Annotated in this window: 11 protein-coding genes and 1 tRNA gene; all 12 read left to right on the top strand. The window is 49.2% G+C overall.

Annotation, left to right across the window (positions count from 1 at the left end; translation table 11 throughout):
• The first annotated feature begins 509 nt into the window (after positions 1 to 509).
• On the top strand, positions 510 to 3,137 hold the full coding sequence (locus BN162_RS08470; protein WP_020224659.1) for an EAL domain-containing protein: 2,628 nt from the start codon (positions 510 to 512) through the stop codon (positions 3,135 to 3,137).
• Positions 3,104 to 6,304, top strand: coding sequence for a PAS domain-containing protein (locus BN162_RS08465; protein WP_020224658.1), 3,201 nt, complete (start codon positions 3,104 to 3,106; stop codon positions 6,302 to 6,304). The genes BN162_RS08470 and BN162_RS08465 overlap by 34 nt, the downstream gene beginning before the upstream one ends.
• Positions 6,305 to 6,501: 197 nt before the next feature.
• Positions 6,502 to 6,585: transfer RNA gene (locus BN162_RS08460), tRNA-Leu, on the top strand.
• Between the two features lie 220 nt (positions 6,586 to 6,805).
• On the top strand, positions 6,806 to 7,474 hold the full coding sequence (locus BN162_RS08455; RefSeq protein WP_020224656.1) for a response regulator transcription factor: 669 nt from the start codon (positions 6,806 to 6,808) through the stop codon (positions 7,472 to 7,474).
• On the top strand, positions 7,471 to 8,484 hold the full coding sequence (locus BN162_RS08450; RefSeq protein WP_020224655.1) for a sensor histidine kinase: 1,014 nt from the start codon (positions 7,471 to 7,473) through the stop codon (positions 8,482 to 8,484). The genes BN162_RS08455 and BN162_RS08450 overlap by 4 nt, the downstream gene beginning before the upstream one ends.
• A gap of 104 nt (positions 8,485 to 8,588) precedes the next feature.
• Entirely contained in the window at positions 8,589 to 9,119 is a 531-nt protein-coding gene (locus tag BN162_RS08445) for an HD domain-containing protein (RefSeq protein ID WP_020224654.1), read from the top strand.
• A gap of 175 nt (positions 9,120 to 9,294) precedes the next feature.
• Positions 9,295 to 10,824, top strand: coding sequence for a Y-family DNA polymerase (locus tag BN162_RS08440; RefSeq protein ID WP_020224653.1), 1,530 nt, complete (start codon positions 9,295 to 9,297; stop codon positions 10,822 to 10,824).
• A 12-nt stretch (positions 10,825 to 10,836) separates the two neighbouring features.
• Positions 10,837 to 11,295, top strand: a complete 459-nt coding sequence (locus BN162_RS08435) for a hypothetical protein (protein WP_020224652.1) — start codon at positions 10,837 to 10,839, stop codon at positions 11,293 to 11,295.
• Between the two features lie 138 nt (positions 11,296 to 11,433).
• Positions 11,434 to 12,576, top strand: coding sequence for an amidohydrolase family protein (locus tag BN162_RS08430; RefSeq protein WP_020224651.1), 1,143 nt, complete (start codon positions 11,434 to 11,436; stop codon positions 12,574 to 12,576).
• A complete protein-coding gene (locus tag BN162_RS08425; protein WP_020224650.1) occupies positions 12,573 to 13,727 on the top strand; it encodes an amidohydrolase family protein in 1,155 nt (384 codons plus the stop codon). Before BN162_RS08430 ends, BN162_RS08425 begins: the two co-directional genes overlap by 4 nt.
• 605 nt (positions 13,728 to 14,332) lie before the next feature.
• Positions 14,333 to 15,100, top strand: coding sequence for an ABC transporter ATP-binding protein (locus BN162_RS08420; RefSeq protein ID WP_020224647.1), 768 nt, complete (start codon positions 14,333 to 14,335; stop codon positions 15,098 to 15,100).
• Positions 15,090 to 17,108 (top strand): ABC transporter permease, encoded by a 2,019-nt coding sequence (locus tag BN162_RS08415; protein WP_020224646.1) that lies wholly within the window; start codon positions 15,090 to 15,092, stop codon positions 17,106 to 17,108. The genes BN162_RS08420 and BN162_RS08415 overlap by 11 nt, the downstream gene beginning before the upstream one ends.
• Positions 17,109 to 17,285: the final 177 nt, after the last annotated feature.

Here is a 17,285-nt window from a genome sequence, read left to right as displayed (position 1 = left end):
ATCAATACAATCCAATGCTGAACCTGATTACGGATATTCTGCATCAAGGCAGCAGGCTGATGCTGCGCTAAAGCTTTGCGGACCTGACCCGCATCTGAACAGGATGGACTGGTGCATGCCAGTCTTTTCTGTTTGATGGAAAATTTCAGGTCAAGTTAGGTCATCGCTTTCATAAGGATAGGGAATTGACAGATTGGATTTCAAAGCAGACTGCTTTAATGAAAGGAAAAACGGTAGAAAATAAAGCTTTTGCAAGCTAAAAAAGAAAACCCTCCAGTTCTGTGTCACACTTTGGCAGAGGATAAAAGAAGGCTGAAAGCGAACAGGTTTCAATTTGGAAAGAGATTGCGGTTCCCCGCCCCCTATGCTAGAATTAAAGCAACGAAAGATCAGAGTACGCAGAAAATCTTTTAGTGATTTCAGACAACTGACTTGGAAATCTAAAAATTACAATGGATTTCGGTTTCTGGCGACAGTCCAAGATTAACGGATGAAGCGAGGTAACAATAATGGTTTCACAGAAAATAATCTTAGTTGTGGAAGATAATGAAATTAACCGAGCCATGCTTTGCGCAATTTTAGAGCCGGAGTATAAAGTGCTGGAAGCGGAAAATGGTTTGGAAGCGCTGAAAGTACTGAATGATCAGAAAGATAACATTTCATTGATTTTATTAGATATCGTGATGCCGGTGATGGATGGCTACACTTTTTTGTCGATTTTGAAAAACGATCCTTCCATCTCCTCGATTCCGGTGATTGTTGCCACTCAGAATGATAATGAAGCGGATGAAGTTGCCGCGTTGTCGCATGGGGCAACGGATTTTGTGGCTAAGCCGTATCGGCCGCAGATCATTCTGCACCGTGTTGCCAGCATCATCAGTCTGCGGGAAAACGCCGCAATGGTCAATCAGTTTCGCTATGATCGGCTGACCGGTCTTTACAGCAAGGAGTTCTTTTACCGCCGGGTGCGGGAAGAGCTGCAGGCTCATCCCGAACAGGAATATGACATGCTTTGTTCCAATATTGAGAATTTTAAGCTGATCAATGATATTTTAGGCGTGCCTGCCGGCGATCAGCTGCTGGTCAGTGTCGCTGAAATGATCCAGGAGAAAATTGCGGAATACGGCATCTGCGGAAGACTGAGCGCGGATCAGTTTGCCTGTCTCATTCGCCGTCCGCCGGCGTATTCGCAGGACTATTTTATTCATGCCAATTCGGAAATCAACACGCTGGCAAACATGCAGAACGTCGTTGTGAAATGGGGCGTTTATGTAATCCGCGATAAGCAGGTCTCGGTGGAACAGATGTGCGATCGGGCCTTGCTTGCCGTGCGCCGGATCAAGGGCCAGTACAATATCTATGTTGCGGCTTATGATGATACGCTGCGCAACAAGCTGTTGCGGGAACAGGCGATTACCGACAGTATGGAAGCGGCTCTGGAAGAAAAGCAGTTTGTCATTTATCTGCAGCCGAAGTTTCAGATCAAGGATGATCAGCTGGTTGGTGCGGAAGCGCTGGTTCGCTGGAACCATCCGAAATGGGGATTTCAGTCCCCGGCTGAATTCATTCCGCTGTTTGAACGAAATGGGTTTATTACGAAGCTGGATCAGTATGTCTGGGATCAGACCTGCGCGACGCTGCGGCGTTGGGATGAGGCGGGTTATCCGCAGATTTCCGTCTCCGTCAATGTGTCCCGAGCCGATATCTACAACAGCGATCTGATCGAATTTTTAACGCGGACGCTGACGAAATATGAGCTGCAGCCTTCCCGCTTGCATCTGGAAATCACAGAAAGTGCCTATACGGAAAATCCCGGACAGATCATCGCAACGGTGCAGCAGCTGCGGACGCTGGGCTTTGTGATCGAAATGGATGATTTTGGCAGCGGATATTCCTCGCTGAACATGCTGAATCAGCTGCCGCTCGATATTTTGAAGCTGGATATGAAATTTATTCAGAATGAAACGGCAAAGCCGACCAATCAGGGAATTCTGCGCTTTATTATGAGTTTGGCGCGGTGGATGAACCTGAGCGTGATCGCTGAGGGCGTGGAAACCCGGGAGCAGCTGGAACGGCTGCGGGAAACCGGCTGTGATTATGTGCAGGGTTATTATTTTGCCCGTCCCATGCCTTGCGATGAATTTGAAAAGCTGCTGCTTCAGCACCAGAAACAAATCGGAAAGACCGTTCAGGATGACACGGCAAGAATTGCTGATCAGCAAAAACCGATGCTTTTGTTAGCGGATGGGGATGTTCGCTATTGTCAGGCGATGCGCGGCATCCTGAGCCAGCAGTATCAGGTTCAGTGTGTCAGCGACGGTCAAAGTGTTTTAACTTGCCTGGATACGTATGCCAGTCAGATTCGGCTGATTATTTTAAGTCTGGATTTAAAGGAGCCTGCCGGAATTGAAGTGCTGCAAAAGCTCCAGCATCGGATTGAGGTGCGGGATGTTCCGATCATCGCGACCGGCTGCTGGGACGAGCAGCTGGAAGAAACAGCCTTGAATATCGGTGCGGATGATTTTGCAGGGAAGCCGCATACACCGATGAGCTTGTGGAAACGCGTGCAGCGGACCCAGAGTTTAAATGTTCTGCGGCGGCAGGAACAGCTGTTAAGAGAGGAAGCCAATCGGGATGATTTAACAGGTCTGTTAAACCGGCGGGGATTGTATGCAGTTTGTCAGTCGCTGCGTCAGGATGATGCACCGTTGGCCCTGTTTCTGTTTGATTTGGATAATCTGAAAAAGGTGAATAATCAGCTCGGTCGGGATCAAGGGGACCAGCGAATTTGCCAGTTCAGCCGTCTGCTGCGTTCCCATTTCCGTCAAAGCGATATTGCCGCCCGCTTGGGTCAGGATGAGTTCATCGTGATTATGAAAAAGGCTGCATACAAGGAAGCCGTTTTAAAAAAGGGACGGGATTTAAGCCAGGCCTTCATTGAAGTAAAGTGGAATCAGGATGTTCCACTGACAGTATCCGCTGGGATTGCGATGTGGGATTTGAGCGAAACCCTGGATGAAATGCTGGTTCGGGCTGACAGCGCGCTGAAATGGGCGAAAGGCGGATGTCAGAATCGCTGTTGTTTATGGGAGGAAGCCAATCTATGGGGGATCGGGAACAAACATGTCAAAATGTAGTTGAACAGTTCTGCAAAGCCTGGTTTGAAGCGCGAAATGTGGAAAAAACGCTTGAATATCTCTGCTCAGATATTCAATACATTGGAACAGCCCAACAGGAGGCGGCCTGCGGCCTGGAAGCCATGCGGGCTTATTTAACAGCGGATATTCGGGCATTAAATACATCTTTTTCTGTGACGTTTCCTTCGATAAACTGCCGTCTTCTGCAGCCGGCTTTAGGTACGGTTTTTACTGAGATCATTCTTCAAAACTCCCAATGTGCCGGGCATCTGCGGGGGTTTTTTATCTTGTGCTGCCAGGGGGAACAATGGAAGATTCAGAGCCTGCATTTTGCCGAGCCTGGCCGCAGTCAGAAAGGACAGCGGTCTTATCCTCAGTCTCTGGTGACAGAACGGCTGCATCGCCAGCGGGAAGAATTGTTGAATGAAACGCTGCCGGGCGGAATGATGGGCGGATATCTGGCAGAGGATTTCCCGTTTTATTACATCAATCGGCAGATGCTGGATTATCTGGGATATAAGGATGAAGCAGAATTTGTTGCGGATATTCAAGGAAAGATCATCAACTGCATGCATCCGGATGATCGAACGCGGGTCGATAAAGAAGTGGGCGTCCAGTTGGAAAAGGGGCATGAATACACGGTGGAATATCGGATGAAGCGTCAGGATGGTACGTACATCTGGGTCCATGATTTAGGCCGCCGGATTCTGGCTGAGAATGGCTGTCCGGCCATCTCCTCAGTGTGCTACGATATCACAGCTCAGGTTCGGGCACAGGAAGAAGTGATGCGGCTTTACAACAACATTCCCGGTGCTGTCTTCCGCTGCCGTTATGACTCTGCGCTGAGTGTTGTCAGCGCGAATGACGGTTTGTTTGATTTTATCGGGTATACCCGCACTGAGTTTGCCGCTCTGGGCAACAAGCTGGCCGCGATCATGGAACCTGAGGATCTGCCGGAGGTCACTCAGCGGCTGCATGAACAGATAAAGCAGGGGGAAGCGATTCACATTGAAAATCGTCTGCGGACGAAACACGGTAAAGTCAAATGGGTTTCCGTGAAAGCTCAGCTGTTTGTTGAGAACAATCAGCCGTATTTTGACTGCGTGTTCATCGATATTACTGAAGAGAAACAACAGCGGCGCCGGGAAAAGGAACTCTACGAAAGGGAACTTCGATATTTCGTAGAAGCCGCCAGCGGCAATCAAAGCGGCCAGGGCCGGCTGAATCTGACACAGAATGTTTTGGAAAGCTATCTGACGACAGCCAATTACGCGGTTGCCCAGGTTGGCGACAGCTATGATCAAGTGATTGATCAGTTTGCCCGTTCAGCAATGGAGACAGAGATCGGTCTGCACATTGCCGAACAGATGCAGCGAAGTCAGGTGCTTGCTGATTACACCGTCGGCAAAACAGAATATCATTTTGAATTTCTGCGCAGCACGCGCGATGGGGCGTTTTGGAGTCATACGACATTTCATTCCTGCATGAATCCGGAAACCTCGGAACTGATCGTTTTCTTTTACACTCTGGATATTACAGAGAAGAAGCTGCAGGAACAGCTGCTGGACCAGATCGTCAGCCTGAATTACGATATCATTGCGGAAATCGATGCCGCATCGCAGACATTGAAGATTCACACATCCAATGAACCGATTATTCCGATTGGGAAGCAGCTGCCGCAGGCCATTGAACAGCTGGCACAGGATTATGTAAAACCGGAGTTTGCGGCGGAGTATCATCGTCAGCTGAACCTGGAAACAATGAAAAGCCAGCTGGCGGATCAGGAGTCGTATACCTTTTCAATTGAAATGTTGGATGATCAGGGACAGACACGGGTCAAGCTTTACAAAGTCTTTTATCTTGATCGGCGCTTGGACCGTTTATGCGTAACACGCAGTGATGTGACCGAGGTCGTACGTCAGGAACAAATGCAGAAAGCGGAGCTGGCGGCTGCCCTCAATGCCGCTCAGCAGGCCAATGCGGCCAAAACCGATTTCCTTTCGCGGATGTCGCATGAGATCCGCACCCCGATGAATGCGATTTTGGGTATGAGTGCAGTCGCTGCTCAATCCATACACGATCCAGCCAGAATGAAGGAATGCATCGAAAAAATTCAGCTGTCTTCAAAATTCCTGCTGGGATTAATTAATGATATCCTGGATATGAGCCGAATTGAAAGCGGAAAGCTGCTTTTAAGCAATGGTATCCTTCAGACCCAGAAACTGATCAACAGTGTCAGTACCCTAGGCGCAGGGCAGGCTGCGGCGAAGGGGGTAACCTATCAATGTACTGTTGAACCTTCACTTCATATGGAATACATGGGAGATTCGATGAAGCTCCAGCAGGTTCTGGTGAATATTTTAAGCAACGCTGTCAAGTTTACACCGCCGGGCGGACAAGTGGTCATGACAGCCCGTCAGGTTCAGCAGAAAAAAGACAATGCCATGGTTCAGTTTGTCATCTCTGATACTGGAGTCGGAATCAAGCCGGAGTTTTTGCCGCATTTGTTTGAGCCATTTTCCCAAGAATCTACCGGAACGACCGCAGCGTATGGCGGCAGCGGCTTAGGGCTGGCAATTTCCAAAAGTATTGTGGATCTGATGGATGGTCATATCAGCGTTCAGTCTGAGAAAGGGCAGGGAACGCAGTTTGTCGTCGAGGTTCGCTTAGGCATGACTTCGCAAACTGTCCAACAAGATTGCCAGACAGCGCTGCAGTTGGAAACAGAAGCGTCTGAGCAGGATTTAGAGCAGCTGGACTTTACCGGACTGCGGCTGTTATTGGCCGAAGACAATCTCATCAATACCGAGGTGGCGGTCATGCTTCTGCAGGATAAAGGGTTTACTGTAGATACAGCAGAAAACGGCGAACAGGCGCTGCAGTTTTATCGTGCCTCTGCCGAAAATGATTATGCCGCAGTTTTGATGGACATCCGCATGCCGGTGATGGATGGTTTAACCGCTGCTGCGCAAATCCGTCAGTCACCGCGTTTTGATGCGGCAGAGATTCCGATCATTGCGATGACGGCCAATGCTTTTGATGATGATATTGCCAAAAGTTTGGCGGCCGGCATGAACGCGCACCTGGCCAAGCCGATTGATCCAGATCTGTTGATGAGGACCTTGGATGCCTTGATTCGGAAAAAGGCGTCTGGAAATTTGCGTTAGTTTTTGATTACCCTAGGTGGAATGAACGACCAGGGAAGCGTTTCAGAGAATAAACATTTCATCGCGGCTGAAACCGGCCGCGTTTTTCATTTTCCCCATCGGGTTGTTTTCTTTAGTTTTTGCAAGCAGAAAGGGATTCAGTTGCCAATAAAAATTCTTTCTTTTTGAAAAGATCTTTGCTATAATAGTTAAGCAATGCACCGGTGGCGGAATAGGCAGACGCGCACGTTTGAGGGGCGTGTGATTTATTCGTACGGGTTCAAGTCCCGTTCGGTGCACCATTTTCAATCAGTCCACAGTTCAATGTGGTTAAATAAAGTCTTCGGCAGAGGGCTTTTTATTTTGCGTGTAAGCTGGCGGGCTGCGGATTCAGACAGGATTTCCGGATATGGAAAAATGGAATAGAATGGGATAACCTAACAGTTTTGTTAGATGGATGAAAAGCCATGGCAACAGGAATTCAGCGTGGTGTATAATAAAACTAATGGAGGAGGGTCCGGTATGTTTAAAATTCTAATTGTCGAGGATGAGGAAAAGATTCGGGTCGAGCTGCAGAACTTGTTGAATCGGTATGGCTATGAGGCTATGGTGTTGGATGATTTTCATGAAGTCGATCACCAGATTCTGCAAATCCAGCCGCATTTGGTTCTGCTGGATATCAATCTGCCGGAAATGGATGGATATATGATCTGCCGTTCCATCCGCCAGCAGTCTTCAATCCCGGTTCTGATGGTTACCAGCCGCAGCAGCGATCTCGATGAACTGATGAGCATGAGCCTGGGCGCGGATGACTTCATCACCAAACCTTATAATGTGCAGATTCTGCTGGCGCACATTCAAGCTGTCTTAAAGCGCGCTTATCCGCAGGATCAGGGCCGTCTATTGGAAGTCAACGGGGTGACGCTGGATCTCAGCAAGGGCTGTGTGATGCATGAGCATCAAAGTGTCGAGCTGACAAAAAATGAAATCCGGATTCTGTGGCTGCTGATGCGCAAACAGGGAACGATTGTCAGTCGCGATGAAATCATGACCGATCTGTGGCAGTCAGAGGAATTTGTGGATGACAACACGCTGACCGTCAATATCAACCGTCTGCGGCGTAAGCTGGAAAGCATTGGGGTCAGTCCTGATTATCTGTCAACCAAGCGCGGTTTGGGGTATCGGATATGACGCTGAAAGAATTTCTTCAAGACCGCTGGATGTTTTTGCTTTGTCAGGTGATCTTTATGCTTTTTGCGGGCGTCATGCTGCGGCTGTTAAGAGTCAGCGGCTTTGCCTTGGGATTTCTGGCTTTTCTGTATCTGACGCTGTCCGGTGTGACGCTGGGGGTTGAATTTTATCGCAAGAAGATGTTTTTTGACCAGATGTTTCAGCTGTTGGATCAGCTTGAAGAAAAATACTATCTCTCTGAAATCATAGAATCACCCAACTTCGTCGAAGGCCAGAAGCTGACGCAGCTGTTTCGTTCCGTCAGCAAGTCGATGAACGACACCATCGCGGAATACCGCCGGCGCAATGAGGATTACAGCCGATATATTGAAACCTGGGTGCATGAAGTCAAAACACCGATCGCTTCCTCAAAGCTGATCATTGAAAATCATTCGGATCCGGTGACGCGCTCGCTGGAAGAGGAAATCGACCGGATCGATCAGTATGTCGAACAAGCGTTATTTTATACCCGCTCCGCCGTCGTGGAAAAGGATTATGTGATCCGGCGCTGTTCGCTCGATCAGATTGTCAATCAGACGATCAAGAATCACGCGAAGACCCTGATTTCCCGTCAATTTTCGATTCAGCGGGAAAACCTGGAGCATATTGTCTATACCGATGTGAAGTGGATTGATTTCATCCTTGGTCAGATTGTCACCAATGCGGTTAAATATCGGAATTCTGAAAAACCAGTTCTGCGGTTTCAGGCGGAAGCCTTTGAAAATCAGGTGATACTGACGATTGAAGACAACGGCTGCGGGATCAGCGCCCGGGATCTGCCGCGAATCTTTGATAAGGGCTTTACCGGAGATAACGGCCGGCAGGTAGCCAAGTCTACGGGGATGGGGTTATATCTGGTCAAACAGCTGTGCGATAAGATGAACATCGGCATTCAGGCTCAGTCACAGCCCGGACAGGGCACGGCGATCACACTGAGCTTTCCGCTGTCCGGCTTTCTGCTTCCGGAATAGGCGAATTGAAGCCGTCATACACTAAAACCGCCGGCCTGGAAAATTTTAAAGCGTGAGAAACGCTTGCTTTTCCGGCGTCCTTGATTATAATTAGGACAAAAAGAATGGGTGAAGCAAGATTGAAAATTGAGGAAAAGCAAACGGAGCTGATTGAGCTGTTAAAAGAATATGCGCAGGCGACATTGAAGCGGGAAAAGGTTCAGTCGATGCGCGGCTATATTCAGCATGGCGATACGACGACACTGGATCATGCGATTGCCGTGGCTTATTACAGCCTGATGCTGGATCAGAAATGGAAGCTGAACTGCGATCAAAGCAGTCTGGTGCGGGGAGCCCTGCTGCACGACTATTTTCTTTATGACTGGCATCAGCCGCACAAAGAATATGGAATGCATGGTTTTACGCATCCTGGTACAGCGCTGCGCAATGCGGCGCAGGATTTCGATCTGAACCTTGTGGAACGCAACATTATTGCCCGTCACATGTTTCCGCTGGTTCCGATTCCTCCGCGCTATCGGGAGAGCGTTGTTGTGTGTCTGGCGGATAAGTTTTGTTCGCTGAATGAAACGTTCAGCCGGCGCCGCTATCTGTCTTTGGTCAAGCTGCTTTCTGCCACGTTGATATTGCATTCATAAACGTCCTTTGCGGACGTTTTTTTGTATTTCTCGGCAGGGAAAGTGAAGACTAAAAAGGAGGAATTGAATAAATTGCAGTGTAACTTGAAAATAATTCAATTCTCAAGTATAATGAACTTAAACTAAAACATCAGCAATCAAGAAAGCCAAGCAAGAAAGAAAAGGAGGCGCGAAGATGGAAATGCAGGATCGTGTGATTCTGGCGATTGATCTGAAATCGTTCTACGCGTCAGTGGAATGTGCAGATCGAGGACTGGATCCGCTGACGACGCATCTAGCTGTCGCCGATGAAAGCCGAACGGAAAAAACAATTTGTCTGGCAATCTCTCCTTCCATGAAAAAACTCGGTCTGGCTGGCCGTCCGCGCTTATTCGAGGTCAATCAGAAAGTCGCAGCGGTCAACAATCAGCGGCGTCTTCAGGCACCACAAGGAAAGCTGGTCGATTCCTCTTGGGATGCGGAAGCATTGAATCGCTCGCCTCAGCTGGCAGTTTCCTATATTGCCGCCTCACCGCGGATGGCGCGGTATATGGAAGTCAGCCGGCAGATTTATCAGCTCTATTTAAATTATGTTTCACCTCAGGATATTCATGTTTATTCCATTGACGAGGTGTTTATGGATGTCAGCGCTTATTTGAAGCCGTTAGGTCTGAGCGGCCGGGAACTGGCGAAAAAGATCGTCTTGGATGTGCTGCGGACAACGGGTATTACCGCAACGGTGGGGATCGGCACGAATCTGTATCTGGCCAAGGTGGCGATGGATATCGTTTCCAAGCATGTTGAAGCCGATCAGGACGGAACGCGCATTGCGGAGCTTGACGAGATGAGCTACCGCCGGCAATGCTGGACCCATCGTCCATTGACTGATTTCTGGCGGGTCGGCCGGGGATATGCGAAAAAACTGGAAGCCCACGGGTTGATGACAATGGGGGATATTGCTCGCTGTTCGCTGGCAGATCCCAATCAATTCCGCAGTGAAACTTTGTTGTATCAGCTGTTTGGCGTCAATGCCGAGCTGCTGATTGATCATGCTTGGGGTTGGGAGCCATGTACGATCGCCGATATCAAAGCCTATAAACCAAGTTCCCGCAGTCTGGGCAGCGGACAGGTGCTGCCTTGTCCTTATCCGACGGAAAAAGCCCGGCTGATCGTGCGGGAGATGACGGATCTGTTGGCCTTGGATTTAGTGGATAAGGGAGTGGTCACGGATCAGGTCGGACTCTATGTAGGCTATGATGTTGTGAATTTACGCGATCCCGAGCGCCGGCAGCATTATCACGGGCCGGTCAAGAAAGATAGGATCGGACGGGAAGTACCCAAGTCAGCCCATGGGATGACGCATCTGTCTCGCCCCTGTGCTTCCGGCAAAATGATTGTGGATGCGATGCTAGCGCTGTTCGATCGGATTGTGGATGATTCCCTGCTGATCCGCCGGATCGGCGTCACGGCTAATCATCTGCGTCAGGAAAGTGAGCTGGACGGCGTTGAATTTGTTGAGCAGTTTGATTTGTTCAGCGATACGGAAGCGATTCTGCGCCAGCGTCGTCAGGAAAGTCAGGAGCTGGAAAAAGAAAAGCAGGTGCAGCAGGCGATTTTAGAGATCAAACGGAAATATGGCAAGAATGCCGTACTGAAAGGGACTAATCTTGTCGAAGGTGCGACGACGATCAAGCGCAACCAGCAGATCGGCGGGCATAAAGCATAAGGAGGAAACTTCATGAAAGCACAGGATCCCATTTATTTTCCCTATGAAGACCTGATTGATCTTCCCCACCCGGTTTCCAAAATCCATCCTCCGATGGCGCGGATGGATCGGGCAGCGCAGTTTAATCCGTTTGCGGCCTTGACTGGATACGAAGAGGAAATTGAAGAAGCCGCGCGGTTAACAGAGGAAAAGATTGTGCTGGATGAAGATGAGAAACGTTTTTTGGACAAACAGCTGCAATACCTCCTCACGCAAATTCAGCGACAGCCTCTGATTGAAGTTCTTTATTTTGTGAAGGATGAAAAAAAGGTCGGCGGCGCATACATGATGAAAAAAGGGCGGCTGAAAAAGATTGATTCGTACCAAAAACATATCATTTTTACGGACGGCACCCGCGTTGCCTTTGCGGATCTGCGGCAGCTTGACAGTGATCTGTTTCCCATTTCAGGCGGCCTTGATTTTCCAGGGTAAGTCTTTTTCTTCTGTCAGATCAAAATAAAATGAAAGCTGACAGCAGCTTTGAAAATAAACTTTCGCAAAAAATCTGCGGCTTGCCTTTCCCACATGCTCTGGCGTACAATAAAGACATGATTCTTGAGGAGGGATTGGATGATTTGTATTACAGGCGGCACGGTTCACACCGGTACCGGTGAAGTGCTGAAGCAGGGCGACATCCTGATTGACGAGGGAAAGATCGTCGCGGTCGGAACGGGTTTAAAGGAAAAAGCGGAAGGCTTTATCGACGCTTCCGGGAAGGTCATTCTGCCAGGCTTTATCGATGCGATGAGTGAGCTGGGGATGGCGATCCGGCGCGGGGAAGTTCGCGATAACGACGAAAAGAGCGATCCGCTTACACCACATTTAAAGGCTTTATATGCTTATGATGGGGACTGTGTCAGCGAACAGGCGCCGTATACCTACGGAATTACAGCTTTAGCCGCGGCGCCGAGTAATTCCAATATTCTGGGCGGTCAGATGGCCGTATTCAGAACCGCCGGCATCAACCCGTTTAAGATGCTGGTGAAGGATGAAGTGGGGATGAAGGGCTCGGTCACCGATCAGGTTAAGGAGGCTTATGGTTCACGGCAGGTTCAGCCGATGACGAAAATGGGCATCTTCAGTTTGCTGAAAGAGGCGCTGCGTCAGGCTCAGGCCTATGATGAAAGTCAGCCGGAAACCAAGCGGGATGAGAAAGCCAAGGCGTTAAAAAAAGTGCTGGCGAAGGAAATGCCGCTTGTGATCGCCGCCAACAATGCCGCTGAGCTGCGCGGGATTCTGCGAGTATGTGAAGACTATGACTTAAAGCCGATCCTGGCTCTGGGATATGATATTCATGCGGAGGATGTGGATCTGCTGGACAAGACGCAGGGCGTGATTCTGGGCAACCTTTCCTATGGCTTTAACGCTTATTCGCAAAAAGCGGATCTGGAAGGCTTGTATGCATTATATAAACAGGGTTTGCCGGTCGCGATGGCGACGGTCGGCAACAATCCTAACGGCAAAGAAGGACTGATCTGGACAGCGGCGCGGATGATGCGGGCCTGCGGAAACAGTGAAGATGTACTGAACATGCTGACGCTTCAAGCCGCGAAGATGCTGGGCTGCGCTGACCGCATCGGCTCGATTGAAGCCGGAAAAGACGCTGATTTTGTAATCTGGAGCGATAATCCGATTGAAACTTATGCGGGACGTGTGGAAAAGGTCTTCATGCAGGGCAAGGTGGTCTATGTTCAGGGAGGTTATCAACAATGAAACTGATTAAAAACGGAACGGTTATGACGATGGGACCGCAGGGAACACTGCGGGCTGATGTTCTGATTGAGGATGGAAAAATCGTGCGAATTGCCGAAAATATAACAGCGGAACAGGCTGAAGTCATCGACGCTTCCGGCTTGCTGGTTTTGCCGGGGCTGGTGGATGCGCATAGTCATATCGGCGGCTTTGATACCAAAACCGGAGCCCAGGATTTGAATGAAAGCGTCAATCCGGTCACAGCCCAATTGAATGCCTACGATGGCGTGGATCCGCTGTCGCCGCAGTTTGCGGCGGCTTTGGAAACGGGGATTACAGCCAGCGGGATTGTTCCGGGCAGTGCCAATGTGATCTGCGGCCTGGGCTGTGTGATCAAATCCGCCGGCTCCAGTCTGGCGCAGCGCTGTGTCAGACAGCCGTTTGCTTTGAAAGCGGCGGTCGGCGGCAATCCGAAAGGCGTTTACGGCAAGCGCAATCAAAGTCCGATGACGCGGATGGCGATCGCGGAAACGATTCGTGAATACTTCCATCAGGTTCAGGATTACCGTAAGAAAAAAGCGGAAGCTCAGGGCGATCCGGCAAAAATGCCGAAGCTGGATCAAGGCTTGGAAAATGGCGAGCTGGTTTTGGATAAGCAGATTCCGTTAAAAATTCATGTTTATCAGCATGATATTCTGACCTGCATTGAGCTGGCAAAAGAATTTGATATCCGGATTACAATTGATCATGCCTTAGGCTCCAGTGATTTCCTGGATGAGATCGAAGCGGAAAAAGACCGGCTGGCGATTATTTACGGCCCAATCGGGGCCCAGAAGGGTCCCAATGAACTGCATCTGGTCGATACCGGCTGTTTGAAAGATCTGGATGAACGGGGAGTTCTGTGCGCGATTATGACCGATGGTCCGGCCCGCAATCCGTGGATGATTTTGGCTCAGGCTGGAGAAGCTGTACGCTTTGGTTGTCCGCCTGAGCGGGTTCTGCGGATGATTACGATCAACGCGGCGAAAATTTTAGGCTGCGAGGATCGAATTGGATCATTAGAAGCAGGAAAAGACGCCGATCTTGTCCTCTTTGATCAGAATCCGGTTGTTTCGACCTCAGCGCATGTCATGTTGACCATGGTGGATGGGGAAGTCGTCTATCGCCGATAAAATTGTGCTTGACTTTCACACTGTTTATTGATCATGATCGTTCCGCAGAAGCGTGTGGAGAAATCTGACGTCTTTGCAGATTTAAAAGATTCATGAATAATGAAAAAATCCGACAAGCAGGTCCGTTATCAGTTTGCAGCTGAAAGCGGACTTTTCTTATTCAAGCTGGGATCGCAGCTTTGGTTTTTCATACCGATTTCTTATTTCCTTATTCACAGCCGCAAGATGAAGGTCTGGGGAAGCCCGATTTTTAAAGCCTGAGTTCATAGGATGAAAAGCGTGCGGCCCGCGATGCTTTTTTACATGGATTTTTGGTTTGATTAGAAACAAAAACAGAATCATGGATTCAATAAATCCACATCGGTTTGTCATAGAAAATCAACGCTTCTGCATCCGGCGAGGAATCTTACAATTCTGTTAGCAAGCTGTAAGACCCTTCTAAGGTACAATATTGTAGACAAGGATATAATAAAACCGTAATCAAGGAGGAATCAGCTTATGAAAACATTCAATAAGATTCTGATTGTATGCCAGGTTTTATTTCAGGTAATTGTATTGGGCCAGAATGGCCTCGGCAATATTCATTAATAAGGAAGGGAAAAACTATGGAAACCATTTTACAAGTCAAACAGATCGAAAAGATTTACGGGAATAAAGGAAGTATTACCCGAGCTATCGAGGATATCAGCTTTCAGGTGGCAAAAGGTGAGTTCGTCGGTATTATGGGACCCTCCGGCTCCGGCAAGACCACGCTGCTTAACTGCATTTCGACGATTGACAATGTGACCAGCGGCCACATTCTGATCGGCAAAGAAGATATCACCAAGATGAAAAGCGGTCAGCTTTCCAAGTTCCGCCGGGAACAGCTCGGTTTTATCTTTCAGGATTTCAATCTGCTGGATACGCTGACGGCTTATGAAAATATCGCGCTGCCGCTGACGATTCAACGGGTCAGTCCGAAGAAAATCGAAAGCCGGATTAAAAAGCTGGCAACTCAGCTGGGGATTGAGGAGGTGCTGAAAAAATATCCGTATCAGATGTCCGGCGGCCAGCAGCAGCGGGTGGCCTGCGCTCGGGCGATGATCTGTCGTCCTGCGCTGATTCTGGCGGACGAGCCGACCGGGGCCTTGGATTCCAAGGCGTCAAGAATGCTGCTGAACAGCTTTGAGGTGCTGAATAAATCCCTGGAAGCTACGATCTTAATGGTCACGCATGATGCTTTCACAGCCAGCTTCGCCCACCGCATCCTGTTTATCAAGGACGGTCGGATCTTCAATGAACTCATCCGCGGCGAGGATGACCGCAAGACCTTCTTCAATCGGATTATTGAAGTGGTCAGCCTGTTAGGAGGGGACACCAACAATGTACTTTAAAATTGCGCTGGGCAATGTCCGCCGCAGTATTCGGGATTACGGCGTTTACTTTTTGACCCTGACCTTCGGCGTCTGCCTGTTTTATGTTTTTAATTCCATTCAGGCTCAGTCAGTGATGATGGCGCTCAGCGAAACCCAGGCGAAGATGCTGGTGCTCTTGAACAACATGATGGGCATCTTCTCGATTTTCGTCTGTGTGGTTCTGGGATTCCTTATTGTTTATGCCAACAACTTTCTGATTCGCCGGCGTAAAAAAGAACTGGGGCTGTATCTGGTGCTGGGTATGAACAAAGGGACGGTTGCCCGGATTCTGATGATCGAAACTGTGATGATTGGAACCTTAGCGTTTGCGGCGGGTTTAGGCTTAGGCATTCTCGTATCGCAGGCCCTGACGGTGGTCACCGCGAATTTGTTTATGGTGCAGCTGAAGGCCTTTGAGTTCATTATTTCCTTCAACGCGATCGTGAAGTCCGCGGTTTTCTTCGGCGGTATGTATCTGATTGTTTTAATTTTCAATACGTGGGTTGTTCAGCGGTACAAGCTGATTGATCTGCTGCAGGGGGATCGCCGCAACGAAGCGCTGAAGCTGCGCTCGATCGGGTTGTCCGCAGTTCTGTTCCTTGCCAGTCTGATCATTCTCGGCTGTGCTTATGCTTTGATTCTGGACAATGGCTTTATGATGTTTGATATGGAATTTGCGGCCTCGATCGTTCTCGGCTCGATTGGAACGTTTCTGTTTTTCTTCTCTCTGTCCGGTTTTCTGTTAAAGTTTGTGCAGAGCCGGCAGAGCTTCTATTACCGCAATTTGAATATGTTTGTCATGCGGCAGCTGAACAGCCGGATCAATTCAGCCTTTGTTTCGATGACGGTGATTTCGATCATGCTGCTGCTGACGATCGGCGCCCTGTGCACCGGGTTGTCATTCAATCAGGTTCTGGCTGGGGATGTGGAAAAAACTTCGCCGTATGATGCGACGCTTTATGTTTATGACACACCGCAGCTGGGCTCCAGTTTGAGTCAGGATATTCGTGATCAGGGATTGGATTTGGATGGCTTTGCGGCCGAGGCGGCGGATCTCGATCTGTATGATATGGCTTTAAAGGTGAAAGACTACTGCAGTGCGGAGGTCATCACCCTGATGCAGAACAGCACTTCTCAAAACGTTGGAGAAATGACGATCGATTTTCTGCCGCTTTCCCAACTGAACACCGCTTTGTCTATGCAGTCAAAACCCGAGGTAACCTTAGGTGATAATGAGTATCTGCTTACGTATTCGATGAATGCCGCAGAATCCGACATACTCAAGGCCGTCAAGGAACACCGTGAGCTGACCGTGGATGGAAAACAGCTGATTGTCAGTCAGCCGGCCTTATTTTTACAGCTTCAGAATTTCAGCGCCTTCGGCAATTTTCTGACGATTGTTCTGCCGGACAGCTATTTTGTTAACAAGCTGCCGGCCAGTCAGTCGCTCAATTTGAATTACAAAGTATCCGTTGAAGAAGGCGATGCGATGATGGACGACTTGGCTAAAAAGTATGGGCAGACCACCGGCTTGGCGTACAATACTGTAACCCGGGCCGAGATGTTTGAAGCTTCCGGCGGTATGAAATTGATCCTGTCCTACATTGCCGTCTATTTGGGCCTGGTGTTTCTGATTGCTTCCGCGGCGATTCTGGCTTTGCAGCAGCTGTCCGAGTCGGCGGACAACGTGCAGCGCTATGCTTTGCTGCGCAAGATCGGCGTGGAGGAAAAGATGATCCGCCGTTCCTTGTTTATTCAGATTGCGATTTATTTCTTATTTCCGCTGGCGTTAGCCGTCGTGCATTCCATTGTCGGCGTCAGCGCTGTGATCCGCTCACTCGTGGCGCTGGCCAAAATTGATATCGGCAGCCAGGTCCTGCTGGTCGGCGGATTTCTGGCCCTGATCTACGGCGGTTATTTCCTGATTACCTATACCAGCAGCTTAAGCGTGATCCGCGATCGCGTGCAGTCCCGCCGTCTGGAATAAACAATCCGTTTTTATGGATATGGGATCTGTTCGGCGGATTACTTATCAGAGGAGTCTTCAGAACGAAGCAGAAAAGGCAGCCAGCCGGACCGCTTCGTTTTTCCTGTTTTTTGTGAAATTGAAAGAAAATCTCAAGGAATAAGCCGGGACAGTTTGGTATAATAGACAATATGAGTG

This window comes from Holdemania massiliensis AP2, assembly GCF_000327285.1.
In the GTDB taxonomy this organism is placed as follows: Bacteria; Bacillota_I; Bacilli_A; order Erysipelotrichales; family Erysipelotrichaceae; genus Holdemania; species Holdemania massiliensis.
This window is presented reverse-complemented; position numbering and strand designations above follow the sequence as displayed.